Source organism: Propionispora vibrioides (genome assembly GCF_900110485.1).
GTDB classification, from domain to species: domain Bacteria; phylum Bacillota; class Negativicutes; order Propionisporales; family Propionisporaceae; genus Propionispora; species Propionispora vibrioides.
Genome location: NZ_FODY01000030.1, coordinates 16,458 through 42,921 on the forward strand (window position 1 = coordinate 16,458; position 26,464 = coordinate 42,921).

Genomic DNA, 26,464 nt, shown 5'->3' on the forward strand with positions numbered 1-26,464 from the left:
GTATTTGTTGTTGGGATAGCGCGTAAAGGAGGATAGCGTACTCATATGTATGAGTTACTGATCATAGGTGGAGGACCGGCCGGGATGACGGCGGCCGTCTATGCCGCCAGGAAAAAAATGAATGCCTTGCTGATTACGAAAGAGTTTGGCGGTCAGCCCATGTGGACGATGGAAATTGAAAACTATATGGGATATCAATTTATTACAGGTCCTGAGCTTATGGCAAAGTTTGAAGAACAGGTGCAACGGTTTGCCACTCCGATAAAATATGAGGAAATTGTGCAGCTCCGGCGCAATGACGATGGGTCTTTTACGCTGGCAAGTGACGAAGGGAATGAATATCAGGCTAAGTCGGTTATCATTGCATCCGGTAAACGCCCCAGGCGGCTGGAGGTCCCGGGAGAAGAGGAATTTACGGGGAGAGGGGTCAGCTACTGTGCGACTTGTGACGGTCCTCTGTTCGCCGGTAAAAGCGTAGCCGTTATCGGCAGTGGTAATTCGGCGGTGCAGGCTGCTATTGAGTTAGGCGGTGTGGCGGAAAGGGTTTATTTGGTAGTACGTAGAAGATATAGAGCGGATGCTATTTTGATGGATAAACTAAGAGCATTGGACAATGTGGTTGAATTAGTGGGATATGTTGCCAAGGAAATTGTCGGTGGACAGGTAGTTGAAAAATTTATTATCAGTCAGACCGAGGGGAATGAAACCAAAGAACTTGCGGTTCAAGGAGTGTTTATCGAAATTGGGCTGAAACCTAATTCGGAGTTTGTGGAAAGCCTGGTAAAATTAAATGGTGAACGTGAAATTGCAGTGGACTGTACAACCGGTACAGGGATTCCGGGGTTGTTCGCGGCCGGTGATGTGAATAACGGCCCTGACAAACAGATTGTTATCGCCGCCGGTGACGGGGCCAAAGCTGCACTGATGGCGTATAATTATGTGCTTCGTCATGCGTAGCTGATACTTTATCAACCTAATTCAGTGAATATTGGCGGTCTAGTTTCCACACGCCGTTTGTCGTCAGTCTGCAGCTCCCGGTATGCTTTTTTCGCCTTGCGTTGGGGAAATAGTTTTGCCATTATTCTACTGTTTTAGAGTGGCAAGCTATTGGTTTTGAATATTTCTAGTTGTTTTCTTGTCCTTACTTATTTTTAATTTTTAATGAGCCGTCAGGTCAGTTATGTGCTGCTGTATGGCTCATCTTTGTTTTTTTATGCATAATAGTAGAATTTTTTCTTATAAATACTTGGCTTTTCTCAGAAATTGCGTATAATAAATATAATTCAATATCTATTACATATGTGTGAAATTAGTGGAAGTAAAAAAAATATGGAGTGTGATACATGATGAAAGTAGTAGTAACGATAGTGGGAGAAGATCGTGTTGGCATCATCGCCATGGTGAGCGATATTTTAGCCAAAAGCCAAGTTAACATTTTAAATATCAACCAGAATATAGTCGATGGCTTTTTTAACATGGTCATGATTGTTGATATGGCCAATAGTACGATCCGTCTGACCGAATTGCAGCAAGTATTGAAGAAAAAAGGGGAAGAAATCAACCTGGAAATCAAGGCTCAGCACGAAGATATTTTTAGAATTATGCATCGTGTATAAGGCGATTAGGGAGGAGCATCCACTCATGTTAACTATTCAGGATATTTTTGAAACAAATCGCATGATTGAAGAAAACAATCTGGACGTCAGGACCATAACCATGGGGATCAGTCTTCGGGACTGTGCCCATCCGGATGTAAAGGTATTTTGCCGTAATGTTTATGATAAGGTAACCCGGCTGGCTGAAAATCTGGTCCGCACAGGCGAGGCTATTGAAGCTGAATATGGGATTCCTATTATTAACAAGCGGATATCCGTAACGCCAATTGCTATTGCTGCAGAAAGCTGTCATACCGACAGTTTTGTGCCTGTGGCGCAGGCGTTGGATGAAGCGGCAAAAATCGTCGGCGTTAACTTCATTGGCGGCTTTTCCGCTTTAGTCGAAAAAGGCTATACCAAAGGAGACCGGATTCTTATCCAATCCATTCCCGAAGCCCTGGCCTATACGGAACGGGTCTGTTCGTCGGTTAATGTGGCGTCTACCAAGGCAGGCATTAATATGGACGCGGTGCGTGAAATGGGAGAAGTTATCAAGCGGGCAGCCGAACTTACCAAGGATCGGGACGCTGTTGCCTGCTCTAAACTGGTTGTATTTGCTAATGTGCCTGAGGACAACCCTTTTATGGCTGGTGCCTTTCATGGTGTAGGGGAAGCGGAAAATATCATTAACGTAGGTGTAAGCGGTCCCGGCGTGGTAAAACGGGCTTTGGAAGATGTAAAAGGGGAAGACTTCAGCGTAGTTGCCGAAACCATAAAACGGACAGCCTTTAAGATCACCAGGGTCGGCCAGCTTGTAGCCCAGGAAGCCTCACGCCGTCTTAAAGTGCCTTTTGGGATTATCGACCTTTCGTTGGCACCGACACCGGCCGTTGGTGACAGCGTTGCCCATATCCTTGAGGAAATGGGTCTGGAAAGCTGTGGTGCTCCCGGAACTACTGCCGCATTAGCTTTGTTAAATGATGCAGTGAAAAAGGGTGGTCTTATGGCCTCGTCGCATGTAGGCGGTTTGAGCGGTGCCTTCATTCCGGTCAGTGAAGATGCCGGTATGATTGCAGCGGCTGAGCGTGGCAGCCTAAGTCTGGAAAAACTGGAAGCCATGACCTGTGTCTGTTCGGTTGGTTTGGATATGATTGCCATACCAGGTGATACATCGGCGTCTACCATTTCAGCTATTATTGCCGATGAATCGGCTATCGGCATGATTAATAATAAAACCACGGCTGTGCGTATTATTCCGGCACCGGGTAAAAAAGCCGGCGATAAAGTCGAGTATGGCGGTTTGTTTGGGTATTGTCCCATATTTCCGGTTAGTCCGTTTAAATCGGACGATTTTATTGCACGCGGTGGCAGGATTCCGGCTCCTGTCAGAAGCTTGACCAACTAATTATGCGGGTTACCAAAGTCATAAAACAGCAGATGCTGGCACTGCTGGAAGAAACATACCAGGATACGACAACAGCCCTTACCTATACAACGCCGTTTGAATTATTAATTGCTGTTATTTTGTCGGCTCAATGTACTGATGTTCGGGTCAATATCATTACCGGAAGGATGTTCCCGAAGTACAATACCCCGGAAAAGATACTGGAATTAGGCCAGAGTGGTTTGGAAGAACAAATTCGTGACTGTGGATTATATCATAGCAAAGCTAAGAATATTATTGCTACCTGTACGATGTTGTGTGAGCAATATCAGGGGCAGGTTCCCGATAGTATAGAGGAATTAGTCAAATTGCCCGGTGTTGGCCGAAAAACTGCCAATGTGGTGGTCAGCCAATTGTTTCATATTCCGGCCATTGCTGTAGACACCCATGTGTTTAGAGTGGCAAATCGGTTACAATTGGCTAAAGGTAAGACTCCTTTAGAGGTAGAAAAAGGATTAATGAAAGCCATTCCCCGGGACAAATGGAGTGATGCTCATCATTGGCTTATCTGGCATGGCAGGAAAGTTTGCAAAGCCCGCAAGCCGGAATGTACGGCTTGTTGTTTGGGTGAGCTGTGCCCGAGCGCACTGCTGCCGGATCAGCAGCATCAGGGAATCCCTGATTAATTTACACTGCACGTCCTGGCGGATTTTTTTCGTCTGGCTGAGTCAGCAAAACCTTGAAATAGCCCAATTATTCCTGTGCTTTTGCTTGCTTGCCGGACGAAAAAATTTCTCGCCAGGCTGTCAGGCTTATTAAATCAGTGGTTCCCTGGAGAATAATTTTAAGTCGGAAGGGATTAGTAGATGATTTATCGTAAGGCCACGTTTAAAGATGTAGAGGCTATTCATAAATTAGTAAATGATTATGCTGAGAAGGGTGTTATGCTGCCCCGTTCGAGAAACGTGCTGTATGAAACCTTGCGGGATATGATTTTAGCTGAAGATGGAGGGAGTATTGTCGGTGTAGGCGCGCTCCATCTGGTATGGGATGAATTGGCGGAGATCAGGACGATGGCGATTGCACCTGATTATATGAAACAGGGGATTGGACGGGAGATCGTTCAATTATTGATTAAAGAAGCGTATACGCTTGGCATTAAAACGCTGTTTACCTTAACATACCAGCCGGGTTTTTTCGCGAAATTAGGGTTTGCGGAAATTCCCAAAGAACAACTGCCGCACAAGGTGTGGAAAGAATGTATTAATTGTGCTAAATTTCCTAACTGTGATGAGATTGCCATGATAAGAAAAATTTAGCAGAAAATCCGTATCCAAAGCCGGGATACGGATTTTCTTATGTGGCTACATTAAGGCTAGCAGTCCGTCAGCTTTGAATTTACAATTCCTTCACGGATCTTTTTCCGCCAATTTAATTTGTACTTTCAAAGTTGACGGATCGCTAGTGGTCTGTTGTAAAAATAAATATATTGAAAAACTATGTAAGAAAAGTATAATGTATTATGGAAGCTGTATCGTAATATAAAAATGATACTTTACTATTCTTCATCAGTATTTAGATTTTTAGTAAGGAGGAGAAGATGATGGAAATTAAGTCAATTAAAAAACTTAAGCTCTATGGCTTCAATAATTTGACCAAGACGTTAAGTTTCAATATGTATGATATCTGCTATGCTAAGACTCCTCAACACCGTCAAAAATACATTGAGTATGTCGATGAAGAATATAATGCGGAGCGTCTTACTGGAATTCTTACCGAAGTGGCCAACATTATCGGTGCCAATATTTTGAATATTGCTAAACAGGATTATGATCCGCAGGGAGCTAGCGTAACTATGCTCATTTCGGAAGGAAAGCTTTCTTCCGGACCGACTAAAAGTATAACAAACGGGCTTGACGATCCTTTGCCGGATGCAGTTGTGGCTCATTTGGATAAAAGCCATATCACGGTCCATACCTATCCGGAAAGCCACCCGGATAAGGGGATTAGTACATTCCGCGCGGATATTGATGTATCTACCTGTGGTGAAATCTCGCCGCTGAAAGCGTTGAATTATTTAATAAACAGCTTTAATTCGGATATTGCGATTATTGATTACCGGGTTCGCGGCTTTACCCGTGATGTGAACGGTAAAAAGTTTTACATTGATCACAAAATAAATTCGATTCAAAATTATATTTCCAAAGATACCCGTGAACTCTATCATATGATTGATGTCAATGTGTATCAGGAGAATATATTTCATACCAAAATGCTGCTTAAAGAATTTGACTTGGATAATTATTTATTCGGCACTGACCAAAAGGAATTGATTCCCGGCGAAAAAAAGAAAATTAAGCAGCGGTTGAAAAAAGAAATGGCCGAGATTTTTTATGGAAAAAACATCCCTAAAGTATAGGGATGTTTTTTTTATGAAGCATAATAACGGAAAAGAGCCCGCAATGATCTTCGCTACGGCCCGGACCAGCCATTACGTACCTGTGCGCAATCTTTCGACTACGTACAAGCATTACACCGCCGGCCAAGACCTTTGCCCGACTACCAAAGATACCTGGGAAACCTACTGCAATCTCCCGACTACAATAGACCTCTGTGAATTTTCCGGGATAAAATTCCGGAACCCTTGGCAATCTTTGCTCGACCGGTATACACCGCTATCGACCATACGATAACAGTTGGGCTACCGCACAGCCTTACACGGCCCATACCGATCTTCCCGCCGACCGATACTGAGCCCGCAGACCCAGTATAGATCTTTGGCCGACCAACGCCGAACCCCTGTGCGAGACCCGACGCCAGTCTTGGCTCAACCATTACGGACCCTTTCCTTGTTATTGTGAGTCAAAATACAGGAGATATGCCTGGAAATTAGCGGTATAACTGAGCGAACGGTGCAGGATATTGAAACTATATGTAGAATCTTCTAACAAATAGTGGAAAAAAGAATTCTATCCAGCCCGATGGAGGAAGCGGTATGTTTATTTTACATAGAAAGATAGCAGCCATTTTAATATTGGTGCTGCTGCTGTCAGTTTCAACTGTCTATGCCGGTGAGGCCGGTTATCGGCAAGGTGACCGGGCGCCGGAAATTAAAAATATACAACTTAGACTGAAGCAGCTCGGCTATTACCGGGAGAGCAAAAACGAGAGGCTTGACGGGTACTTTTCAGCGGGAACGACGGTTGCCGTGAAAAAATACCAGAGAAATAAGAAGTTAAAAGAAACCGGTGTGGTGGATGCAAAGACCTATCGTCTGCTGATGGGCCGTGATCTGCCCGGACAGGACAAGCCGGGAACCCTGCCGGAAAAGGCAAAACCAGTCATTACTACAGCCAGAAAACTTTTGGGGGCTCCCTATCGATTCGGCGGAGAAACACCGACCGGTTTTGATTGCTCCGGCTTGGTTCAATATGTGTTTGGTAAGAATGGGAAACGTTTGCCGCGCATGGCGGATGAACAGTTTAAAACGGGCAGCGCAGTGGAATTAAAGAAGCTGGAACCTGGTGATTTGGTGTTTTTTTCTACCTATGAGCCGGGTGCTTCCCATTGCGGTATTTATTTAGGAGAACAACAGTTTATTCATGCCTCTTCCAGTCGGGGCGTTATGGTAAGTCGCCTGGATGACGTGTATTGGAAACCCCGTTATGTAGGGGCCCGGCGTGTTTTGTATTGAATTGGGAAATTAAAGGAAAATAAAATATTTTCCAAAAAATTACATTCGGCAGGAATTTTTATAATTCCTGCCGAATAAACATGAGTAACTTATTAAAGTGTTTGTTATTTATGCCACAGCCATGAGTATATAGTAAATGAACTGATCTGGACTTAAGTATAGGGGAGTGTGTTGGGTTACATGGTAATAGAAGTAAGGTTATATGCCGGATTAAAAAAATATGCACCTTCGAGCAGCAGTGGCATATTGGCAGTAGATGTATCGGAAAGCATTCTGGTAGAGGAGCTCTTGGAAGAGTTGGAGATTGCAGCATCGGAAGTCGGCAGTATCAAAATCAATGGTAATGCCGGTAGCGCCAGGCAGACATTGCAAGACGGAGACAGAGTAGATTTATTACCTGCCAGTGGTTTGATCAGCTAAGCGTATTTTATAAGTTTTTCTTGACATTGTTAAACGGTTTTGTTATAGTAACTTTAACAAAAAAATGTAAATGCAATGAGTAGGAGAAGTAAATTAGATTTGTCTTGCAGAGAGCCGGGGGGTGGTGAGACCCGGTAGATGGTCTGATTGAAATACACCTAGGAGTAGCAGGTCGAAATGTGAGTAGACTTTGCCGGAGCGCCACCGTTACCATAGGCTAGGGTATACAGACTTTGTCTCGTACCTGAGTTGAGCGGCTTGCAATGCAAGCAGGGTGGTACCGCGGGTTAATCCCGTCCCTGAGTAGGGGACGGGATTTTTTGCGTTTCTTTTTTGTAAAATAATAAGATCAATAGGTGATAACGGAGGGATCGTTGTGATTATTGTCATGAATCAAAATGCCACGCAAGAGGAAATTAAAAAAGTGATCGACAAACTGACCAATACCGGCCTAAAGGCACATGTATCGGAAGGTTCGACCCGCACGATTATCGGAGTTATTGGCGATAAAAAGGTCATTGCGGAATTACCGGTAGAAGCCATGGCTGGCGTGGAGAAGACTGTGTCAGTGACCGAGTCCTACAAATTGGTTGGGCGTGACTTTAAGCAGGAAGACACAATCATTGATGTTGGCGGTGTACAAATCGGCGGACAACGGCTTACTGTTATGGCCGGTCCCTGCGCCGTGGAGAGTCGTGAACAGCTTTTGGAATCGGCCCATATTGTTAAAGCGGCGGGTGCTCAATTTTTAAGGGGCGGTGCTTACAAACCGCGCACTTCACCCTATGCATTTCAGGGCTTGGAAAAACAGGGATTGGAATTTTTGGCAGAGGCTAGAGAAAAAACAGGCCTGAAAATTGTTACCGAAGTGGTGGATGTGGAATCAGTAGCTACCGTGAGCGCCTATGCGGATATGCTGCAGATTGGCGCAAGAAATATGCAGAACTTCCAATTGCTAAAAGCCGTGGGACGGACTAATAAGCCGGTACTCTTAAAACGGGGTCTGGCCGCTACGATTAATGAATGGCTCAATGCAGCGGAATATATCATGAGTGAGGGGAATTATAATGTAGCGCTTTGTGAACGGGGCATCCGGACGTTTGAAGATTATACCCGTAACACGCTGGACTTAAGCGCGGTTGCTGCGGTAAAGAGTCTCAGCCATTTACCGATTATTGTGGATCCAAGCCACGGAACGGGAAAATGGAAACTGGTTCGTCCCATGTCGCGCGCTGCGATTGCCGGCGGTGCAGACGGCTTGATGATTGAAGTTCATCCCGATCCCAGCAGGGCTTTGTCCGATGGCAAGCAGTCGCTTACGCCGGAAAATTTTTCGCTGGTGATGCAGGAGATTGCTCAGATTGGGGCTGTGGTAGGTAAGTCCTTGCTATGAAGAAATTGAATATCACCATCATTGGCATGGGGCTTATTGGCGGCTCAATTGGACTGGCACTAAAAGAAGCCGATCCCGACCGTTTTTTTATTACAGCAGTGGCTACTCGTGCTGCTACGTTGGAGCTGGCTTTAGAGCGTAAGGCGGCAGACCGGGCAATTGTCGATTTGACGGAAGGTGTAGCCGATGCCGATATTATTTTTGTCTGTACACCGGTGTTGCAAATCGTACCTATCGTGGAAAAAATAGCACCGTTCTTAAAACAAGGGACTATCATTACCGATGTTGGCAGTACCAAAGGTTATATAGCCGAACAGATTAACCGCATTTTGCCGCCGGGTGTTTTTTATGTGAGTGGTCATCCCATGGCCGGGTTAGAGCAAAGTGGTATGCAGGCGGCTGATTCGCGCTTGTTTATCAATAAATGGTATATTCTAGTGCCCGAAGTATCCACTTCTGCCGAAGCGGTCAACACAGTAGCCGAACTCATCGCGCTTACCGGAGCGAAGATTACGACCATGAAGGTCGAAGATCATGATCGCTGTGCGGCGGTGATTAGTCACGTACCCCATGTGGCGGCGGCAGCGATGGTTCATTTGCTGGATTTCTCTCATGATATGGAAGAAAGTCTTAAGCTGGCCGGCGGAGGATTTCGTGATACCACGCGAATTGCTTCTTCCAATGCCGATATGTGGTCGGATATTTGCCTGACAAATCCCCAGGCGATTACGGATAGTCTGCAAAATTTACGGGCCATACTTTCACAGGTTATTGAGGATATCGAGGAGGGCGACAGGCAGGCTCTGCATACATTTTTCAGCATTGCCAAGAAAAGACGGGATGCGCTTATTAATGCATCATTATAGGAGTTGGCTGGGAATAAAAACCATGTGGACCGGAGTTCTTCTCCGGTCCACATGGTTTTTAAAAGTATAAATCGCGTGAACCTTCCGTGATTTCCTTCAGGCGTTTTACTGTCTGACGGCGGATACTTTCCTGTGGAATGGTAGCGAGGGCGTTTTGAATCATCTTTTCACCGCTGGCCTTGGTCTGTTCATCTGTCGCATAATCCAGTAAATACTCCTGGAAAGTCAGCAAGGCATTGGGCAAACAGACATTTTGTATTTCGCCGCTTTTGGCCAGACGCATGAAGCGGTCGCCGGTGCGTCCCTGACGGTAGCAGGCCGTACAATAGCTCGGGATAAAGTCATGTTCGCATAACATCCGGATAATTTCCTCCGGCGAGCGATTGTCGGCCGGTTCAAACTGGGCCGCGCTGGCCGGTACCGTGTCGGTATGATAAGCCTCCTGATAACCGCCGACGCCGGTACAGGAACCGGCGCTGATTTGGGATACCCCATAGTTAATTAATATATCACGGAAAGCAGAGTCCTCCCTGGTAGAAAGGATGATGCCCGTGTAAGGGACTGCCAGCCGTATTACGGCTATTATTTTTTGAAAGGCCGCGTTATCGACCAGATAGGGGAAAGTGGAAAGTGTAATGCCCGGTGCCGGGCGCAGGCGCGGCACTGAAATCGTATGGGGGCCGACTCCGTAGGTAGCTTCCAGATGAGCCGCATGCAGAAGCATGGCAGTTACTTCGTATTTATAATCATATAAACCAAACAGCACGCCGATACCGACATCGTCAATACCTGCCTGCATAGCACGGTCCATCGCCGTGGTGTGCCAATTATAGTCAGTTTTTGGTCCACTGGCATGAAGCTTGGCGTACATTGGACGGTTGTAGGTTTCCTGAAAAAGAATATAGGTTCCGATGCCGGCGCTCTTGAGTTTTTTATATTCGTCAATAGTTGTTGCCGCAATGTTCACATTGGCCCGGCGAATCGCACCATTGCCGGACTTAACGCTATAAATGGCCTGTAATGCTTCAACCACATAATCAATCGAACAGTTGAGCGGATCTTCACCGGCTTCTACCGCCAGCCGTTTGTGTCCCATAGATTCTAAGATTTCCACTTCCCGTCTGATCTCGTCCATTGTCAACCGGCGGCGATGCTGGTGATTTGCCTGGCGATAGCCGCAGTAGGTACAGTTGTTTACACAGTAGTTGGCAATGTATAGAGGGGCAAACAGAACAATCCGTTTTCCGTAAATGGCTTCTTTAATGGTCGAGGCAGCTGCAAATAATTCTTCCAGCAGGTCGGAATCATTTACTTCGAGAAGAGTTGCGGCATCGGCAGCTGATAAGCCCTGATAACCGAGCGCCTTGGTTAAAATCTGTTTTACGATGCCAGGATCTTGCGCTTTTACTTTAGCATCAGCTAAAAGCCGGGAAATCAGTGAGTCGTCAATAAAGGCATCGCTTGTCCGTTCTTTTTCATCAATCATGCAGGTTCTCTCCCTTTTCAATAGTTTTTGCAGTAAGGGCGGATTTTACTGTTACGCCGGGAAGATTGCCAAGTTTTCCTGTCAGAGCGCCGACTTCGTCAGTATTTCCTTCGATGATAAGTGCGATGACCCCCACATTTTCCTTATGATTAGGGATGCCCATGCGGCCGGTAATCAGATGGCCGTATTGTGAAAGAATCGTATTAACCCGGTGGGCTGCACTTTTAGGGTCTTCAATAATGATGCCGATAACACCAATCCGTTTGGACATACTGGTTGCCTCCTTAAATATAGAAGAAAAATGATCGCCTTGCGGAGAGTAGTTGTTTCGGAATGATGATAAAAAAGGCCTTCTTACACAGTAAGAAGGCCGGCCCTTAGAAGATGGCAGGTACATGGTCTTCCTATGCGCAGGCATATAGCCCTTGCTTGCAGAAAAATAGGTTTGTCCTTCAAAGCGCGCACTAGGCACCCTTCGTCAGATATCTTTATTATATAACAAAATGTCGGAAACCGATAATATAAATTTCCCGGCAGACGGAAGCGGGAGCCTATTAAAGTAGTCTTGTTTTGTAACTTTATTGCTTTCCACCGCGTAATATATAGTGGACCTGATAATGGCTAGTCTAAATCAATGATTAGGAGGAGGAAAAATGGCTGACGAAGGGCGGATTAATTCAGTGGATCAAGATGACCGGCATACGATCCATGTGCATACGTTCAATACCATAACTAATGTGGCTGACGATCATCAACATATTATGCAGGCTGTTACCGGCCCTGCCCGCGAAGCGGGAAATTCTCACGTACATCGCGTGAGAGGACGTACATCCTTTTTTGCAGGCAAGGGCGACGGACACTGGCACTGGTTTGATGTTGTATCAGGACCGGCAATCGATATGCCTGACGATACCCACACCCATTATTTTGAAGGAGACACCAGCCGCGATTGCGGGCATTGTCATAGTTTTGCCGCAGTTGCCGGCTTAGCGCCGGACTGTGATGATGATACTGATGACGATACCGATTGTGATGATAACCATCATAAGAGCAAGAATAAAAAGTATCGTGAGGATGGATTACCGGTAGAAGAATAAGCGATATATGTATCATTTTGAGCTGCTACATGGAGTGGCAGCTTTTTTATTATGCTTTTTGTAACTGTGTGTTTAAAAATACCTATATTTTGTAGCAGGATATTGGATATAAATATGGAATATAGCAGAAAACCAAACAATAGCAGTCGGTTTTTCCGTTTCGCATTGGAAAAAACAATTGCTGCTGTCGGGTGATTTTCCGGCAAACCGGGAAATATACCGCCATGACTGGCTGGATAAAAAATATAACAGGGTGGTTGAAGGATATGCGTAGTGATATTGTAAAAAAAGGGTCCACAAGAGCGGCTCACAGGTCGTTATTCTATGCCATGGGGTATACACCTGAAGATTTGAATAAACCACTGATTGGCGTTGTTAATGCATTTAATGAAATTATTCCGGGGCATATTCACCTGCGTTCTATCGCGGAAGCCGTAAAACTGGGCGTAGCGGCCGCAGGCGGGACTCCATTGGAGTTTCCGGCTATTGGTATTTGCGATGGGATTGCGATGGGACATCAGGGGATGAAATATCCTTTGGCCAGCAGAGAACTGGTTGCTGATTCCATTGAGGCTGTTGCGATGGGACACGCCTTCGACGGCCTGGTACTTATTCCGAACTGTGATAAAATCGTTCCGGGTATGCTTATGGCTGCAGCACGGATTAATATTCCCTGTGTGGTAGTCAGCGGCGGTCCTATGATGGCCGGACGCTATCAAGGAAAAGATGTCAGCGTAACGCAAATGTTTGAAGCTGCCGGACTGTATGAGGCGGGAAAGATCAGTGCGGAGGAAATGGATGATATGGAAAAGTCCGCCTGTCCTGGCTGTGGCTCCTGTGCCGGCTTGTTTACGGCAAACACGATGAACTGTTTGACAGAAGTGCTGGGAATGGGACTGCCGGGCAATGGAACCATACCTGCCGCTCATTTCGGAGCGCGCAAGATGCTGGCTAAAAAGGCCGGGCAGGTCATCTTGGATTTGGTTAAGCGGGACGTGAAGCCCCGTGATATTCTTACCCAAAAGGCTTTTGAAAACGCTATTGCCGTGGATATGGGAATTGGCGGTTCCTCCAATACGGTGCTCCATTTAACAGCCATTGCTCATGAAGCGGAAGTGGAACTGCCGTTGGATTTATTTAATGAGATTAGCTTGAAAACGCCTTATATTACCAAGCTAAGTCCGGCCGGTATACACCATTTGCAGGATTTAAACGAAGCAGGGGGGATTCCGGCGGTTATACGGGAACTGTCCAAAACAGGAATCATTCATGCCGATGCATTGACGGTAGATGGAACGATCGGCACACGGATTGAACAGGCTGTGATTAGGCGGCCTGATGTCATTAAGACTGTTGAGGAGCCATACCGCAAGCGGGGTGGCATTGCCATATTGCACGGTAATCTGGCATTGGATGGTGCGGTGGTAAAAGAAAGTGCGGTAGCCGAAGACATGCTGATATTCAAAGGTCCGGCAAGAGTGTTTAATTCTGAGGATGAAGCCATTGAGGCGATTATCGGCAAGCAGGTAAACAATGGGGAAGTGGTGGTGATTCGCTATGAGGGGCCGAAAGGCGGACCGGGGATGCGTGAAATGCTTAATCCCACTGCGGTTATTGCCGGTATGGGACTGCGGGTGGCATTGCTAACCGACGGTCGTTTTAGCGGCGCAACCAGAGGGGCCTGTATTGGGCACATCTCTCCCGAAGCGGCCGAGGGAGGGACGATTGCGTTGGTTAAAGAGGGCGATATAATCAGCATTGATATTCCGGCACGGAAACTGGAAGTCGTTATACCGGACGAGGAACTGGCGCGGCGCCGGGATGAATGGTCGGCACCGGAGCCTAAGGTGAAGGGCGGCTATCTGGCAAGGTATATGAGAATGGTAACTTCGGCCAGCACCGGAGCTGTTGTGAAGTAAAGGAAAAGTATGATCCCTCCTGACAATGCGCACAATACCTGTATTGGCGGTTGTCAGGAGTTTTTTTATGCAAACGCCCAAGTTGTAAAAAAACACGCCTAGGGCGTGTCTTCAAACTAACGGAATGGTTCATGGCGAGTGATTTTTGCGTCAGCCCGAGTTACACCCTAAAGGGCACAGGCAATTTTGTAGGAATAGCGGCCCCTATTTCAAAAAAAATTAATGAAGTATGGCACAAAAAGCACCGTCAAGGAGCGTTTCGGATAGTTTGGAGACACGCTCTAGGAGGGTTATTCTTAAAAATAGCGAATTTAGTTGTTAAAAAATAATTACATAGAGGTTAACCATGGATGATAAGATCGGTTTACTTGTAAAACAATATGCTGAGAAAGTTATTCTGCTGCGCCGCCATTTTCACAAGTATCCGGAGGTCAGCGGGAAAGAGTTCAATACGCAGAAAAAAATCATGGAAGAATTGACGGTTATTGGTCTCCAGCCGCGTAAGGCCGCCGGTACGGGAGTGGTTGTTGAAATTGAAGGAACCAGGCCGGGAAAAACCGTGGCAATACGGGCAGATATGGACGCTTTGAAAATTCAGGACGAAGGAACCGCCGAATATCATTCGGTACATGACGGTGTCTGCCATGCCTGCGGCCACGACGGCCATACCGCTATGCTGCTGGGAGTTGCCCAAATTCTGTCGGAATATAAAGAGTTCAGCGGAACCGCACGGCTTTTGTTTCAGCCCACGGAAGAAGAGCCGCCTAGCGGTGCCATGTCTTTAATTAAAGAGGGAGCTCTTGACGGCGTTGCGTCGATTATTGGCGTTCACTTATGGCAGGCCTTGGCAGTCGGAACCATCGGCAGTACTTATGGCCCGATGATGGCATCACCCGATGAATTTATCATTACCGTTCAGGGCCGTGGCGGCCATGGGTCTATGCCGCATCAGACGGTTGATGCCTTATTAGCGGGAACACAGATTGTGTTAGCGCTCAATACGGTTGTTAGCCGGAATGTTGACCCGATGGATTCGGCCGTACTTTCCGTATGCTCTTTCCAGTCCGGGAATGTATATAATGTCATTCCCGATACGGCTACAATCAGAGGGACGATACGTACCTTTAAATTGGAGCTGCGGCAGGCTATTCTTTCCCGGATAGAACAAATTGTTCTGGGCATAGGCGCGGCAACGGGAACTACCTGTGTCTTTAAAAAAGGAACCGGCTGCCCGCCGGTAATCAACGCGCCGGAGATTGTCAAACAGGGAATGCTGGCTGGCGCCGAGATCGTAGGAGCGGATAAGGTGCTGGAAATATCGCCGGTGATGAGCGGTGAGGACTTTTCCTGTTATCAGGAGAAAATTCCGGGCGGGTTTTTCTTTATCGGGAGCGGGAATCCGGCCAAAGGCATTATTTATCCGCAGCATCATCCCAAATTTGATATTGATGAGGCAGCCTTGTCTTATGGAACGGAATTTTTGCTCAGGACTGCTTTGAAGCTGCTATGAAACAGCATGACGGGCTTTAAAACATTTTTTGCAGGAATGTTTGTTTAATGTTACAATCATACTCGGTATAGGTTTCGTCAGAATGGTAGGTGATAGAATATGCATATCGTTTTAGTAGAACCGGAAATTCCCGGCAATACGGGAAATGTTGCCCGGTTATGCGCAGCAACAAACAGTGAGCTTCATTTAGTAAAACCGCTTGGTTTTTCCATAGAAGACCGTTACTTGAAGCGTGCCGGTCTGGACTATTGGCACTTGGTCAAAGTACATATTCATGAGTCTTTTGCCGAGGTGGCAGCCACCTATGCAGGACATAATTTTTATTTCAATACAACAAAGGCGTCGAAGCACTATACGGAAATGACATATCAGACTGATGATTTCTTAGTATTTGGCAAAGAAACCGCCGGCCTGCCGGAAGCTTTGCTGGCGGCGAATCATGAAAATTGCATCCGGATTCCTATGTTGAATGAGGCTCGCTCTTTAAACTTATCCAATGCGGTGGCTATTGTGGTATACGAGGGTTTGCGGCAGCAAAATTTTATCAATTTAAGGTGATTGAATGTCTTACGCATTATTTGGCTCGGCTGGCAATCCGGACGCATTCTATCAATCCGGGCATAAAGCCTCGGTGGAAATGCCGGCCTGGCTGGCAAAACACGGGCTCACGGCCTACGAATATCAATGCAGCCGTGGTGCTCGCGTAAAGGAAGCAACGGCCTGCGCCATAGGCCAAACAGCCATGGCCCACGGCATACGGCTTAGTATACATGCCCCGTATTATATCAGTCTGGCCACTAATGATGCCCAAATTTCAGCCAATACGGTGCAGCATTTTATCCGCTCTTTACGGGTAGCGCATTGGCTGGGGGCAGACCGGATTGTTTTTCATATGGGCGGCTGTGGTAAGGAGCCGCGGGAGACGGCGCTGGAAAAGGCGAAAGCCTCATTTGCTGCGGTGTTGAATGAGATAGAAAAGGAAGGGTTGGGCGGCATATATTTGGCCCCGGAAACCATGGGCAAACAGAACCAACTAGGGAATCTGGAGGAGGTGCTGGCCCTTTGCCGGATGTCGCCCTGGGTTATTCCGGCCGTTGATTTCGGACATCTTCATGCCGTCAGTACCGGTGGGTATACCCGCAAGGAAGAATATGCGGCGGTTTTTGACCGGATTGGCGAAGAATTAGGTGCTGAAATTGCTAAGCATCTGCATATTCATTTTAGCAAGATTGAATTTACCAAAGCGGGAGAAAAAAGGCACTGGACGTTTGCCGATCCTTTCGGACCACCGCATGAGCCGCTATTGGAGCTATGCGCCGAGCTGGGTTATACACCGCGGATTATTTGTGAATCAGCCGGCACACAGGCCGCTGATGCCAGGCAAATGCAGGAAATGTATTTCCGGTTGTTGGGCATAGGGAACCGCTGATTTAATGAACCTGCCAGCCTGGCGAGAGATTTTTTCGGCTGGCAAGGAAGTAAAACCGCAGGAATAGCGGCCCCTATTTCAAAGTTTTACTGACGCAGTCAGACGGAAAAAGATCCGCCAGGATGCGCGGTGTGAATAATTCAGTGGTTCCCTAAATAAAGAAGTGTCATCCCAGCGTTAAGAACTGCATGGAGTACTGTAAATAAGCATATCCTAATTGATGAGGATAAGATGGAGGATATAATGAGTACATATGATAAAGCTCATGATTTGGCCAATGCCTTGAAGCATTCAACGGAATACCGTGAGTTTATGACGGTTAAACAAGCCATAGATACGGATGAACAGGCAAAGAAGATGATCAAGGAATTCATCGCCAAGCAGATGGAACTGGAGTTTGAAATTATGTCGGGAAAACCGGAAGACAAAAATAAAACGGCTCAGTTGCATAAAATGTATGAAGTCCTGGCACTGAATACCAAGGCGCGTGACTTTTTACAAGCCTATATGCGGTTTCAGCGCATGATGGGAGATGTTTATAAAATTATCGGTGATGCAACTGCTGAAGGGCTGGATTTTATTGAAAAAAGATAACTGTAATGAGTTTTTAACAAATTTAAAAGAGGTTGTAAAAGAGGAACATTTGCTGTTGCAGGAGCCGATGGCCAATCATACGACTTTTCGTATTGGTGGACCGGCGGATTATCTTTTTCTGCCCGGCTCAGAGCAGGAAATTATGGCCGTGTTAAAGCTGACACAGCAATTTTCAGTACCGGTTACGGTGATTGGCAATGGTTCCAATATGTTGGTGCGGGACAAGGGGATCAGAGGCTTGGTGCTGAAGCTGGGCGAAAATATGAGCTATGCAAGAAGGCAAGGGAGCTGTATTGTTGCCGGTGCCGGTACTATCTTGGGTGATGTGTCCCGTTATGCGGAGAATCAGCACCTGGCAGGGATGGAATTTGCGGTGGGAATCCCAGGCAGTATTGGCGGAGCTGTGTTTATGAATGCCGGAGCGTATGAAGGTGAAATGAGCCAAATTGTGGCGGCTGTGTCCGCCGTCTGTCCGGATGGGACCGCTAAGCGCTTCACCCGTGATATGCTTGATTTTGGATACCGGCATAGTATTTTTCAGGATAATCATTGCATCATTTATGAAGTGGAAGTGCAACTTTTACTTGGACAGCAGCGAAACATCAATCAAAGAATGTGTGATTTTACGCAGCGCCGTGAAAGCAAGCAGCCGATAGAATTGCCTAGTGCCGGCAGTACTTTTAAACGGCCGCCGGGATATTTTGCCGGTACCTTGATTGAACAGGCGGGATTAAAAGGGCTGCGGGTGGGCGGGGCTCAGGTTTCCGAAAAACATGCCGGTTTTATCATTAATGCCGGTGGTGCAACGGCCCGGGATGTCCTGGCCTTGATCGAAGAAGTACAGCAGCGGGTATACGAATACGCGGGAGTTATGCTTCATCCGGAAGTACGGATTATTGGGGAAGAGTGAAATGATGAACAGGCTTGGCAGTTGCCAAGTCCTATTTATTGTCTAGTGGCCTGTAAATTCTAAGGTACTAGTGTAATGCCAGGTTTATAAACTGAGGTTACAGTATAGCATAAAAGTGGAATTTCATATATACTGATAGTGAGAAGAAAAACAAGAAGCTGTAAAGGAGTTAATAGCTATGAGATTAACCTTTCTGGGTGCAGCTCGAATCGTAACAGGTTCATCGTATCTTTTAGAGGTGGCGGAACGTAAGATTCTGATTGATTGTGGCATGTTTCAGGGCTCGAAAGCCGTTCGGTCGTTAAATTATCGTCCGTTTCCTTATAACCCGGCGGAGATTGACTGTGTGTTATTAACCCATGCGCACATTGATCACAGTGGTTTAATTCCCCGGCTGTGCAAAGATGGCTTTAAAGGCAAGATTCATGCAACTAAAGTTACGGCGGAGCTATGTGGGATTATGCTGCCCGATAGCGGCCATATACAAGAGTTTGATGCGGAAATTGCCAATCGCAAGGGAAAGCGTGCCGGCAAAAAACCGGTAGAGGTTCTTTATACGGTTGAAGATGCTTACGCCTGTTTAAAACAGTTCGCTTATGTTGATTATAATACCGATCTTTTCCTTTCACCGGAGATTCGGGTCCGTTACCGGGAGGCCGGACATATTTTAGGGTCTTCGCTTTTAGAAGTGTGGGTGACTGAAAATCAGAAAACCGTCAAAATCGTATTTTCCGGCGATTTAGGCCAGCCGGACCAGCCGATTATCAAAGATCCCGTATATATAACAGAGGCCGATTATGTTTTGACGGAAACAACCTATGGCAACCGGCTGCATGAGACCTATGACAAAGAGGAGGCGCTGGCTGAGGTAATCAACAGCACGTTTAACCGTGGCGGCAATGTCATTATTCCTTCTTTTGCTGTGGGCCGGACCCAAACGCTGCTTTATTATCTGCATAAACTGTTTAAAGCCAAGCGGATACCGGATATTCCGGTCATTATCGATAGCCCGCTGGCTATATCAGCTACCGATGTATTTATGAAAAATGTTCAGGAATATGATAGTGAGGCCTATGATTTACTCTTTAAAGAGCATGATGATCCTTTGCATATGCCGCAGTTGACTTTTACGAAAACGGCGGAGGAATCGAAGGCGCTTAACACCATGGAGCAGCCCGCCATTATCATCTCAGCCAGTGGTATGGCTGATGCGGGGCGGATTTTACATCATCTGAAGCACAATTTGTGGCGGCCCGAGTCCAGCGTATTATTTGTGGGCTACCAGGCACAGGACAGTCTAGGTCGCCGGTTGATTGAAGGCGTGAAAAGAGTAAAAATTTTAGGTGAAGAGATCAGCGTCCGGGCGGAAATTCACAATATGGATGGTTTCTCAGCTCATGCCGACCGCAGCCAGTTATTAGATTGGCTGGAGCATTTTACCGGTAAACCGGCCAATATTTTCCTTGTCCATGGTGAATCGGATATGTCCGAACCTTTCGCTAAACTGGTGGAAGAACAATTGGGGGTAAGCACCTATATACCCAGCTATGGTGAAACGGCTGTACTTGACGGGCGGCAATGGCAGATGGAACCGTCTACACTTGCCGGTATGGATCCGGCGGTTAAACAGTTGCAGGATTCGCTGCTTGTAATTGAGACTGAATTGGCAGAATACCGTAAAAAGCTGGAACAGCTCATGCTTACCGATACTGCTAAGGCTAAAGAGGCAATGAATCAATTCAAAAAACTGTCCGGTGATTTGAAAAAAGTGATTTCTGGACAATAGGTTTTTTCGCTGAATAGACTGTGAAATAATAAAAAATTTTCGGTTTAATATTGACAGGGAAAGAGCATTATAATATATTGAAGTGTACATGTTTACAGTTTCGTATCTAAACAGTGAGTTTACTAAAGAAAGGGTGCATGAACATGCCATCCTTTCTTATTTTTATCAAGGTTTTTTAGTTTAAGGATTATCAGGGGGTAAATAAAAATATGAAACGACAGGATTTACGGAATATCGCAATTATTGCACACGTTGACCATGGTAAAACTACGCTAGTGGATGCCATGCTTCGTCAAAGCGGTGTATTTCGCTCCAACGAACAAGTGGTGGAAAGAGTTATGGACTCCAATGACCTGGAACGGGAGCGGGGCATCACCATATTAGCAAAAAATACATCGGTTATGTATGAAGGAGTTAAGATCAACATTGTGGATACACCGGGCCATGCCGATTTTGGCGGTGAGGTGGAACGGGTTCTAAACATGGTAGATGGTGTTTTGCTTCTGGTGGATGCATTCGAGGGTCCTATGCCTCAGACAAAGTATGTTTTGCGCAAAGCCTTGGAACAAAAACTGAAACCGATTGTGGTCATTAATAAAATAGACCGGCCTGATGAACGGGTGGCCGATGTTGTAGATGAAGTCCTGGAGCTGTTTATTGAATTGGATGCCGATGATGAGCAATTGGACTTCCCGGTTATCTATGCCGCAGCCCGCGACGGGATTGCCAAGACGACTATGGAGGATGAAAGCAGCAGCTTAGAGCCTTTGTTTAAACTGCTGCTTGAAGCCATTCCAGCTCCGGTCGGCGAAGCGGAAGGTCCTTTGCAGATTATGGTTACCACGTTAGACTATGATGAATATGTGGGCCGTGTCGCCATTGGCCGGGTTATGCGCGGCAAGGTGGTTAATGGACAAGCTGTAGCTGTGCTTAACGGTGATACCGTAACTAAGGCGCGAATTGGCCGCTTATATACCTATGAAGGTTTAAAAAGGACAGAAGTAAAAGAAACCGGCTTAGGCGATATTGTAGCCATTACGGGTCTGGAAAGTGTTAACATTGGTGATACTATTGCCGATGCAGAAAATCCGGAAGCGTTGCCGACGATTAACATTGATGAACCAACCTTGGCGATGGTGTTTTCTGTCAATAACAGTCCGTTTGCCGGTCGGGAAGGACAATTTGTGACTTCGCGGCATTTAAGAGACCGTTTGTTCAAAGAAGTGGAAACCAACGTAAGTCTTAGAGTAAAAGAAACGGATACGCCTGATGCTTTTGAAGTGTCGGGACGGGGCGAACTTCATCTTTCCATTCTGATTGAAACCATGCGCAGGGAAGGCTATGAGTTTCAGGTTGGTAAGCCGGAGGTTATTTTTAAGACGATTAACGGACAATCCTGTGAACCGATGGAATTTTTGACGATTGATGTGCCTCAGGAATATATGGGGGCAGTTATGGAATCGCTGGGAACCCGTAAAGCGGAGCTTGTTAATATGATTGAATTAGCCGGCTACTTGCGCATGGAGTTTATCATTCCGGCGCGGGGACTCATTGGCTTCCGTTCTGAGTTTTTAACCAACACCAAGGGCAATGGCATTATGCATCATATTTTTAACGGTTATGCTCCTTATAAAGGCGATATTCCGGGCCGTACGCGAGGCGCGTTAGTAGCTTTTGAAAATGGTGAAACAACTGCTTATGGGATCCATAGCGTACAGGATCGCGGCGTTATGTTTGTCGTCCCTGGTCAGGCTGTTTATCAAGGCATGATTATTGGAGAAAACACCAGAGATATGGACATGGATGTAAATCCCTGCAAGAAAAAGCATGTTACCAATATGCGCTCAAGTGCTTCCGATGAAGCCTTGCGTTTGGTATCACCTCGCATATTAAGCCTGGAACAGGCCCTTGAATACATTAACAAAGATGAATTGGTTGAAGTAACACCGAAAAGCATTCGCTTAAGAAAGAGTGTTCTTGACAGGCAGATGCGCGGTCGCGAAAGAAAAACCTCACAGGGCTAACAGTAAATAACAGCAGTTCTCAGGAACTGCTGTTATTTTGAAAAAATTACTATATAACTGTATAATCCTAATAAATATTGAAGGATTTTTTATCCAACTGTCGAAATAAGATAATACATATCACTATCAGGGATAGTATCTTTAGTTTGGTATGGCAGGATTTGGTGGGGAGGTTGGAAGAAGTGGCTCACAGTTTGATCGATAAAATAACAAACTTTCTGATGCCTGTAGATGAATTTCAACAGCCGGAAGAGTCAACTCCAGCAGGTAATAAAGTTGAATTTACCGTGCATAGTCCGGCCGAGTTAAAGGTACTAGTAACAATACCACGCCAATATCAGGATGCTTTAGTTTGCGCCGACCGGCTAAAGGCCAATCATGCGGTCATTGTGAATCTGCAACTGTTGGATGCAAAGCTGCAGCAGTCGATTAGTGATTTTTTAAATGGTGTTTGCTATGTGACCGGTGGGAGCGTTGAGAAAGTTTCCGACTTTATTTTGATATATGTTCCGGCGAAGGTCGGGGTTAGTAAAGAGCTATACGCTTATTCGGTTCCCACGTATATAAAGGCTCGAAATGATAAGGTTTTTAATCTATAAGGCAAGAAAAACTCTCTCCCAGGTTTGGAAGAGGGTTTTTTTATTGCTGCCATTTATGAAAGGCATAAGCACCGGGTAAACGGCATAAGATGATGAAAGATGTATAGGGGATTAAAATGAAGCGAGGTAGGTAGAAGTATGAAAAGTTCGCTTAAGGAAAAAGCGCAGGTTTTCAAAGCTTTATTTTGCCTGACAATCTTAATGGTCTTATGGTGTGTATTTTCCTTGGCTTTGCCGCAATTTCTTTCATCCGATGCAGGACGGGTATTTTCATTTACCTGGGCTGTGGCTGCGGCTATCATGGTTGCTGCCCATATAAGGCGGCTGTTGGCCTCCCGCCGAAGACGCTATGAACTGCCGCCTGAATTTAGGTTGGAATATAACAATGGGCACCGCAAAAGTTTTGGTTTTCAGCGAAAAATGACGCGAGGTCTGCTGAAATAGATTGTTTAGTTGCCGACGGTTTTAAGTATAGTTTCTAGATTTGTCAATAAATCGTCAATATTTTCCCGGGTGATGACTAATGGCGGCTGGAAGGCCAGTACATTGCGGTTAGGACCATTTTTCCCGATCAGGAAGCCATGATCCTTTAATTTTTCCAAAATATAATCCACCTTTTGTGGCGCCGGTGATTTATCGGCGTGAACAATTTCTGCGCCAAGCATAAGGCCTAAGCCGCGGACATCGCCGATGACCGGATATTTTTTCTGCAGTTCCAATAAGCCTGTTTTTAGCTGGTTGCCCAGCGTTTCGGCTCTGTCGACCAATTTATTTGTTGTAATATAGTCCAGCGTAGCCAGGGCGGCTGCCGATGTGACCGGATTCCCACCCAGCGTAGAGGCACCTGGCCGGGTGTAGGTATCGGCAATAGCCGGTGTGGCGATGAAGGCTCCCACCGGTGTACCGTTGCCCAATGCCTTGGCGACAGTCATAATATCCGGTTCCGTAGCATAATGCTCTATGGCAAACATTTTGCCTGTGCGGCCAAAGCCGGTCTGAACCTCATCAACGATTAGTAAAATTCCGTATTGCTGTAAAATTTCCTTTATACGCTTAAAATAACCTGGCGGCGGTGTGATCATACCGCCGTTTCCTTGGATTGGTTCGGCAAACATGGCGGCTACTTGGCTAGACGTGGCTGTTTTTATGACAGCTTCCACCTCGTTGGCGCAAGCCAGGTCACATTCGGGATAGCGCTTGTTCATGGGACAGCGGTAACAATAGGCATTCGGTGCAAAGCTGATACCGCCGACCGGTGAGGTATCGGTCCGCCAAAGGCTAAGTCCGGTCAAACTCATCCCTAGTTTTGTACGGCCATGGAGGCCCTGCCGTAAACTGATAAATTCATGTTTGCCGGTATAAATGGAGGCAAGTAAGGCCGCTCCTTCATTTGCTTCACTGCCGCTGGCGCAGAAGAAGGATTTTTGCAGGCGGCCGGGAACAATTTGCGCCAGCTTTTCCGCTAAATTGACAATGGTTTCTGTCAGGTAAATGGTGCAGGTATGCTGTAGTGTGGTTACTTGTTTTACAATAGCTTCGGTGATGGCCGGATTGCAATGACCGCAGTTCATAACCGATACGCCGGCAAAGCAGTCCAGGTACTGTTTCCCCTGTTCGTCGAACAGATACTGCATTTGGCCTCGTACTAATTGCATCGGATTTTCGTAAAAATGATATACACAGGGGATTAGATAGTCACGTTTTTTTCTGAGTACTTCTTGTACGCCGATAGGTTTATTCACCTTAATCACTCCTCAATGCCGCAAGGCTGTAGTTTGCCAGGGTTGTCTTTGCTTTGGCAGTTTGAAGACAAACCCTGGCTTATTAATGAAAGATCAGCGCGATTTACGATAACGGAAGGCGCCAATGCCCAATTCCCGGGGGCTTTGCGCGGCAAGCCGGGCTAAAACAGCTTCGTCATAACGATAATTTTCTTTTTGCTTTTGCAATTTATCCAGTTCCTGACGATAGATAGCGGTAATTTCGCCAAGCTGTTCCGGTTGGTAGTGCTGACCTTCAATTCGCAGGCTGTGAAGCTGGGAGAGGCCCGGCAAATAGGGCAGCAGGCAAAGGTCCTTGGCAAATAAAATATGATGACGATTGTATTGATCACGGCGAATCAGGTGGCGTTCACCGGAACTGTCCAGCAATGCATAGTGGTCGGAAGCATGCGCAAGGGTTGCCGACATGTCATGGTCCATGACCATCGCTTCCAGGCTGCCGTGAACGATCAACTCCAGCGGCAGGGAACTGGCGGCAGTCAGTGCCGTTACCTGGGCATAGGCTGCTTCCGGGGAAATCGCTGCCTGGACTACTCGCTGCTCGTTAAGCAGCTTCGCTGTGTAATGATTAAAGAGATTGAAGGAAACATCCGCATAGAGCGGCAGTGAAGTTGTTTGATTAGCCAAAAGGAGGGCGCCGGGATTGCTGACCATGATTCCCTGGGGCCGTAGTTTATCCAGTTGGGTAAACAAATGGGAAAGCTCGGCGCATTCCCGCTCACTAGTAACACGCGGCGTTGTGACTACCAACTGGGCACCGTACTCAAGTGTAATGGCCAGTGCCTCTTTAAAATCGTTGAATGTCCAGGGCTTGGCCGGGTAAAAGGCTTCGCCGCCGGCATAAACGATATTGGCTCCTTGTTGGCAAGCCTTAGTCAGACCATCCAGGTCGGCCACGCGTACGGTTAACTGCGGAAGGGAAACCGTCGGCTGGTAGGTTATATTTTCTAGCAGCTTGGCGGCGGGGATGCCGGCTTCTTTTACGGCCTGGCTGAAAAAGCGCGGTTCCCGTTCGCCTGTATAGCCAATGGACTGGGGACCGGGATTGCCGAAGGCATAACAGGTCGAAAAATCACGGGCCCGGCTGTCATAAAGCTCCTGCCAATCTTCTTCATTGATAACGTAGCCGGTAGGATCAGCCATATAGCTATCAATAGCACGGCGATAGATATTGACAATTTTGGTTACAAAATCGGCTGTACGCATACGTCCTTCGATTTTAAAAGAACAAACGCCGGATTGAATAAGTTCGGGCAGATTGCGATACATGCACATATCTTTCAGTGCCAGTTTATAGGGCCCTGGATTGTCGGCTCCTTGTAAAGCGGTGGAGGTTTTCGAATCGATAATTTGATAAGGCCAGCGGCAGGGCTTCAAACAACGGCCGCGGTTGGAGCTTTGGCCGAACAATACGCCGGAATGGGTGCATTGGCCGCTATGGGCTATGCACATATCACCGTGAACGAAATATTCGACTTCAATGCCGGTCCGTTCCTTTAACAACGTAAGCTGGGGCAGTGACATCTCGCGATTGGCGACGACACGGCTAACGCCATACTGCTGCAGCAGACGGACGGCATATTCGTTGTGTGTGTTCATCATGACGGAAGCGTGCAACGGCACAGTCAGATTGACTTCTCGGGCCAGTGCCAGGACGGCCAGATCTTGTACAATTAGCGCGTCAGGTTGTATCTCATTCAAAAATTGGAGATAGGAACGCATGGCATCCACTTCATCGGCACTGATCAGGTTATTTACGGTAATGTGCAGTCGCACCTGATGCTTATGAGCATAGTCGACTGCTTTTTTTAACATATCGTCATCAAAGTTGGCGTCGGTACGATGCAGGCGCATGTTAAAACGTTTGCCGCCAAGATATACGGCATCTGCGCCGGCGGCAATAGCGGCTTCCAGTACGTCCCAGGTACCTGCCGGGGCCAATAATTCTACACTGCTTGGTTGTAATAACATAGTTTC

General features: G+C 46.6%; 25 protein-coding genes and 1 other annotated feature. Of the genes, 21 read left to right on the forward strand and 4 right to left on the reverse strand.

Features of this window, described 5'->3' with window-relative positions; genetic code table 11:
* Nucleotides 1–45 precede the first annotated feature (45 nt).
* The 10 genes from BMW43_RS18150 to BMW43_RS18200 all read left to right on the forward strand — a co-directional run bounded on the left by BMW43_RS18150 (nucleotide 46) and on the right by BMW43_RS18200 (nucleotide 9,352).
* Nucleotides 46–957, forward strand: a complete 912-nt coding sequence (locus tag BMW43_RS18150) for an NAD(P)/FAD-dependent oxidoreductase (RefSeq protein WP_091751107.1) — start codon at nucleotides 46–48, stop codon at nucleotides 955–957.
* Between the two features lie 389 nt (nucleotides 958–1,346).
* Nucleotides 1,347–1,616: an ACT domain-containing protein gene (locus tag BMW43_RS18155; RefSeq protein ID WP_091751195.1), complete on the forward strand. Its 270-nt coding sequence runs from the start codon at nucleotides 1,347–1,349 to the stop codon at nucleotides 1,614–1,616.
* Nucleotides 1,617–1,641: 25 nt separating this feature from the next.
* Nucleotides 1,642–3,000 carry a PFL family protein gene (locus BMW43_RS18160; protein ID WP_091751110.1) on the forward strand — a complete coding sequence of 453 codons (1,359 nt, stop codon included), beginning with the start codon at nucleotides 1,642–1,644 and terminating at the stop codon, nucleotides 2,998–3,000.
* Nucleotides 3,001–3,002: 2 nt separating this feature from the next.
* Nucleotides 3,003–3,665 carry an endonuclease III gene (gene nth / locus BMW43_RS18165; protein WP_091751114.1) on the forward strand — a complete coding sequence of 221 codons (663 nt, stop codon included), beginning with the start codon at nucleotides 3,003–3,005 and terminating at the stop codon, nucleotides 3,663–3,665.
* Nucleotides 3,666–3,845: 180 nt separating this feature from the next.
* Nucleotides 3,846–4,298: an N-acetyltransferase gene (locus BMW43_RS18170; RefSeq protein ID WP_091751117.1), complete on the forward strand. Its 453-nt coding sequence runs from the start codon at nucleotides 3,846–3,848 to the stop codon at nucleotides 4,296–4,298.
* Nucleotides 4,299–4,582: 284 nt separating this feature from the next.
* Nucleotides 4,583–5,398, forward strand: a complete 816-nt coding sequence (gene speD, locus BMW43_RS18175; protein WP_091751121.1) for an adenosylmethionine decarboxylase — start codon at nucleotides 4,583–4,585, stop codon at nucleotides 5,396–5,398.
* Between the two features lie 576 nt (nucleotides 5,399–5,974).
* Nucleotides 5,975–6,673 (forward strand): C40 family peptidase, encoded by a 699-nt coding sequence (locus tag BMW43_RS18185; protein ID WP_091751124.1) that lies wholly within the window; start codon nucleotides 5,975–5,977, stop codon nucleotides 6,671–6,673.
* Between the two features lie 180 nt (nucleotides 6,674–6,853).
* Nucleotides 6,854–7,093, forward strand: a complete 240-nt coding sequence (locus BMW43_RS18190) for a MoaD/ThiS family protein (protein ID WP_091751127.1) — start codon at nucleotides 6,854–6,856, stop codon at nucleotides 7,091–7,093.
* A gap of 66 nt (nucleotides 7,094–7,159) precedes the next feature.
* Nucleotides 7,160–7,397 (forward strand) — a binding site (T-box leader).
* 72 nt (nucleotides 7,398–7,469) lie between these two features.
* Nucleotides 7,470–8,486 (forward strand): 3-deoxy-7-phosphoheptulonate synthase, encoded by a 1,017-nt coding sequence (aroF, locus tag BMW43_RS18195; protein WP_091751130.1) that lies wholly within the window; start codon nucleotides 7,470–7,472, stop codon nucleotides 8,484–8,486.
* Nucleotides 8,483–9,352, forward strand: coding sequence for a prephenate dehydrogenase (locus BMW43_RS18200; protein WP_091751133.1), 870 nt, complete (start codon nucleotides 8,483–8,485; stop codon nucleotides 9,350–9,352). The genes aroF and BMW43_RS18200 overlap by 4 nt, the downstream gene beginning before the upstream one ends.
* Before the next feature lie 58 nt (nucleotides 9,353–9,410).
* Here the strand turns inward: BMW43_RS18200 and hydG are convergent, their stop codons facing one another.
* Nucleotides 9,411–10,838, reverse strand: a complete 1,428-nt coding sequence (gene hydG, locus BMW43_RS18205) for a [FeFe] hydrogenase H-cluster radical SAM maturase HydG (protein WP_091751136.1) — start codon at nucleotides 10,836–10,838, stop codon at nucleotides 9,411–9,413.
* Complete coding sequence (locus BMW43_RS18210; RefSeq protein WP_091751139.1) at nucleotides 10,831–11,109, reverse strand: TM1266 family iron-only hydrogenase system putative regulator; 279 nt, start codon at nucleotides 11,107–11,109, stop codon at nucleotides 10,831–10,833. The genes hydG and BMW43_RS18210 overlap by 8 nt, the downstream gene beginning before the upstream one ends.
* Nucleotides 11,110–11,491: 382 nt before the next feature.
* Here BMW43_RS18210 and BMW43_RS18215 point away from each other — a divergent pair, with 382 nt between their 5' ends.
* The 11 genes from BMW43_RS18215 (at nucleotide 11,492) to BMW43_RS18265 (ending at nucleotide 23,150) form a co-directional block, all read left to right on the forward strand.
* Entirely contained in the window at nucleotides 11,492–11,935 is a 444-nt protein-coding gene (locus BMW43_RS18215; protein WP_091751141.1) for a YmaF family protein, read from the forward strand.
* A gap of 266 nt (nucleotides 11,936–12,201) precedes the next feature.
* Entirely contained in the window at nucleotides 12,202–13,854 is a 1,653-nt protein-coding gene (gene ilvD / locus BMW43_RS18220) for a dihydroxy-acid dehydratase (protein ID WP_091751144.1), read from the forward strand.
* A gap of 346 nt (nucleotides 13,855–14,200) precedes the next feature.
* A complete protein-coding gene (locus BMW43_RS18225) occupies nucleotides 14,201–15,364 on the forward strand; it encodes a M20 metallopeptidase family protein (protein ID WP_091751146.1) in 1,164 nt (387 codons plus the stop codon).
* 99 nt (nucleotides 15,365–15,463) lie between these two features.
* On the forward strand, nucleotides 15,464–15,922 hold the full coding sequence (trmL, locus tag BMW43_RS18230) for a tRNA (uridine(34)/cytosine(34)/5-carboxymethylaminomethyluridine(34)-2'-O)-methyltransferase TrmL (RefSeq protein ID WP_091751149.1): 459 nt from the start codon (nucleotides 15,464–15,466) through the stop codon (nucleotides 15,920–15,922).
* 4 nt (nucleotides 15,923–15,926) lie between these two features.
* Complete coding sequence (locus BMW43_RS18235) at nucleotides 15,927–16,793, forward strand: TIM barrel protein (RefSeq protein WP_091751152.1); 867 nt, start codon at nucleotides 15,927–15,929, stop codon at nucleotides 16,791–16,793.
* A gap of 243 nt (nucleotides 16,794–17,036) precedes the next feature.
* Nucleotides 17,037–17,387 (forward strand): YlbF/YmcA family competence regulator, encoded by a 351-nt coding sequence (locus tag BMW43_RS18240; protein WP_091751155.1) that lies wholly within the window; start codon nucleotides 17,037–17,039, stop codon nucleotides 17,385–17,387.
* Nucleotides 17,374–18,297, forward strand: coding sequence for a UDP-N-acetylmuramate dehydrogenase (gene murB / locus BMW43_RS18245; protein WP_091751198.1), 924 nt, complete (start codon nucleotides 17,374–17,376; stop codon nucleotides 18,295–18,297). The genes BMW43_RS18240 and murB overlap by 14 nt, the downstream gene beginning before the upstream one ends.
* Before the next feature lie 178 nt (nucleotides 18,298–18,475).
* Nucleotides 18,476–20,083 carry an MBL fold metallo-hydrolase RNA specificity domain-containing protein gene (locus tag BMW43_RS18250; protein WP_091751158.1) on the forward strand — a complete coding sequence of 536 codons (1,608 nt, stop codon included), beginning with the start codon at nucleotides 18,476–18,478 and terminating at the stop codon, nucleotides 20,081–20,083.
* 209 nt (nucleotides 20,084–20,292) lie between these two features.
* Nucleotides 20,293–22,107 carry a translational GTPase TypA gene (typA, locus tag BMW43_RS18255; RefSeq protein ID WP_091751161.1) on the forward strand — a complete coding sequence of 605 codons (1,815 nt, stop codon included), beginning with the start codon at nucleotides 20,293–20,295 and terminating at the stop codon, nucleotides 22,105–22,107.
* A 182-nt stretch (nucleotides 22,108–22,289) separates the two neighbouring features.
* Nucleotides 22,290–22,706 (forward strand): cell division protein SepF, encoded by a 417-nt coding sequence (locus BMW43_RS18260; RefSeq protein ID WP_091751164.1) that lies wholly within the window; start codon nucleotides 22,290–22,292, stop codon nucleotides 22,704–22,706.
* A 138-nt stretch (nucleotides 22,707–22,844) separates the two neighbouring features.
* Nucleotides 22,845–23,150, forward strand: a complete 306-nt coding sequence (locus BMW43_RS18265) for a hypothetical protein (protein ID WP_091751167.1) — start codon at nucleotides 22,845–22,847, stop codon at nucleotides 23,148–23,150.
* Nucleotides 23,151–23,155: 5 nt separating this feature from the next.
* Here BMW43_RS18265 and BMW43_RS18270 read toward each other — a convergent pair whose 3' ends face one another.
* Entirely contained in the window at nucleotides 23,156–24,448 is a 1,293-nt protein-coding gene (locus BMW43_RS18270) for an aspartate aminotransferase family protein (RefSeq protein ID WP_091751170.1), read from the reverse strand.
* 93 nt (nucleotides 24,449–24,541) lie between these two features.
* Nucleotides 24,542–26,458, reverse strand: a complete 1,917-nt coding sequence (locus BMW43_RS18275; RefSeq protein ID WP_091751173.1) for a peptidase U32 family protein — start codon at nucleotides 26,456–26,458, stop codon at nucleotides 24,542–24,544.
* Nucleotides 26,459–26,464: the final 6 nt, after the last annotated feature.

Coding starts and splice junctions, on each gene's coding strand:
- BMW43_RS18150 (WP_091751107.1), top strand. CDS start 46: ATGTATGAGTTACTGATCATAGGTGGAGGACCGGCCGGGATGACGGCG.
- BMW43_RS18155 (WP_091751195.1), top strand. CDS start 1,347: ATGAAAGTAGTAGTAACGATAGTGGGAGAAGATCGTGTTGGCATCATC.
- BMW43_RS18160 (WP_091751110.1), top strand. CDS start 1,642: ATGTTAACTATTCAGGATATTTTTGAAACAAATCGCATGATTGAAGAA.
- nth (WP_091751114.1), top strand. CDS start 3,003: ATGCGGGTTACCAAAGTCATAAAACAGCAGATGCTGGCACTGCTGGAA.
- BMW43_RS18170 (WP_091751117.1), top strand. CDS start 3,846: ATGATTTATCGTAAGGCCACGTTTAAAGATGTAGAGGCTATTCATAAA.
- speD (WP_091751121.1), top strand. CDS start 4,583: ATGGAAATTAAGTCAATTAAAAAACTTAAGCTCTATGGCTTCAATAAT.
- BMW43_RS18185 (WP_091751124.1), top strand. CDS start 5,975: ATGTTTATTTTACATAGAAAGATAGCAGCCATTTTAATATTGGTGCTG.
- BMW43_RS18190 (WP_091751127.1), top strand. CDS start 6,854: ATGGTAATAGAAGTAAGGTTATATGCCGGATTAAAAAAATATGCACCT.
- BMW43_RS18200 (WP_091751133.1), top strand. CDS start 8,483: ATGAAGAAATTGAATATCACCATCATTGGCATGGGGCTTATTGGCGGC.
- hydG (WP_091751136.1), bottom strand. CDS start 10,838: ATGATTGATGAAAAAGAACGGACAAGCGATGCCTTTATTGACGACTCA.
- BMW43_RS18210 (WP_091751139.1), bottom strand. CDS start 11,109: ATGTCCAAACGGATTGGTGTTATCGGCATCATTATTGAAGACCCTAAA.
- BMW43_RS18215 (WP_091751141.1), top strand. CDS start 11,492: ATGGCTGACGAAGGGCGGATTAATTCAGTGGATCAAGATGACCGGCAT.
- ilvD (WP_091751144.1), top strand. CDS start 12,202: ATGCGTAGTGATATTGTAAAAAAAGGGTCCACAAGAGCGGCTCACAGG.
- BMW43_RS18225 (WP_091751146.1), top strand. CDS start 14,201: ATGGATGATAAGATCGGTTTACTTGTAAAACAATATGCTGAGAAAGTT.
- trmL (WP_091751149.1), top strand. CDS start 15,464: ATGCATATCGTTTTAGTAGAACCGGAAATTCCCGGCAATACGGGAAAT.
- BMW43_RS18235 (WP_091751152.1), top strand. CDS start 15,927: ATGTCTTACGCATTATTTGGCTCGGCTGGCAATCCGGACGCATTCTAT.
- BMW43_RS18240 (WP_091751155.1), top strand. CDS start 17,037: ATGAGTACATATGATAAAGCTCATGATTTGGCCAATGCCTTGAAGCAT.
- BMW43_RS18250 (WP_091751158.1), top strand. CDS start 18,476: ATGAGATTAACCTTTCTGGGTGCAGCTCGAATCGTAACAGGTTCATCG.
- typA (WP_091751161.1), top strand. CDS start 20,293: ATGAAACGACAGGATTTACGGAATATCGCAATTATTGCACACGTTGAC.
- BMW43_RS18265 (WP_091751167.1), top strand. CDS start 22,845: ATGAAAAGTTCGCTTAAGGAAAAAGCGCAGGTTTTCAAAGCTTTATTT.
- BMW43_RS18275 (WP_091751173.1), bottom strand. CDS start 26,458: ATGTTATTACAACCAAGCAGTGTAGAATTATTGGCCCCGGCAGGTACC.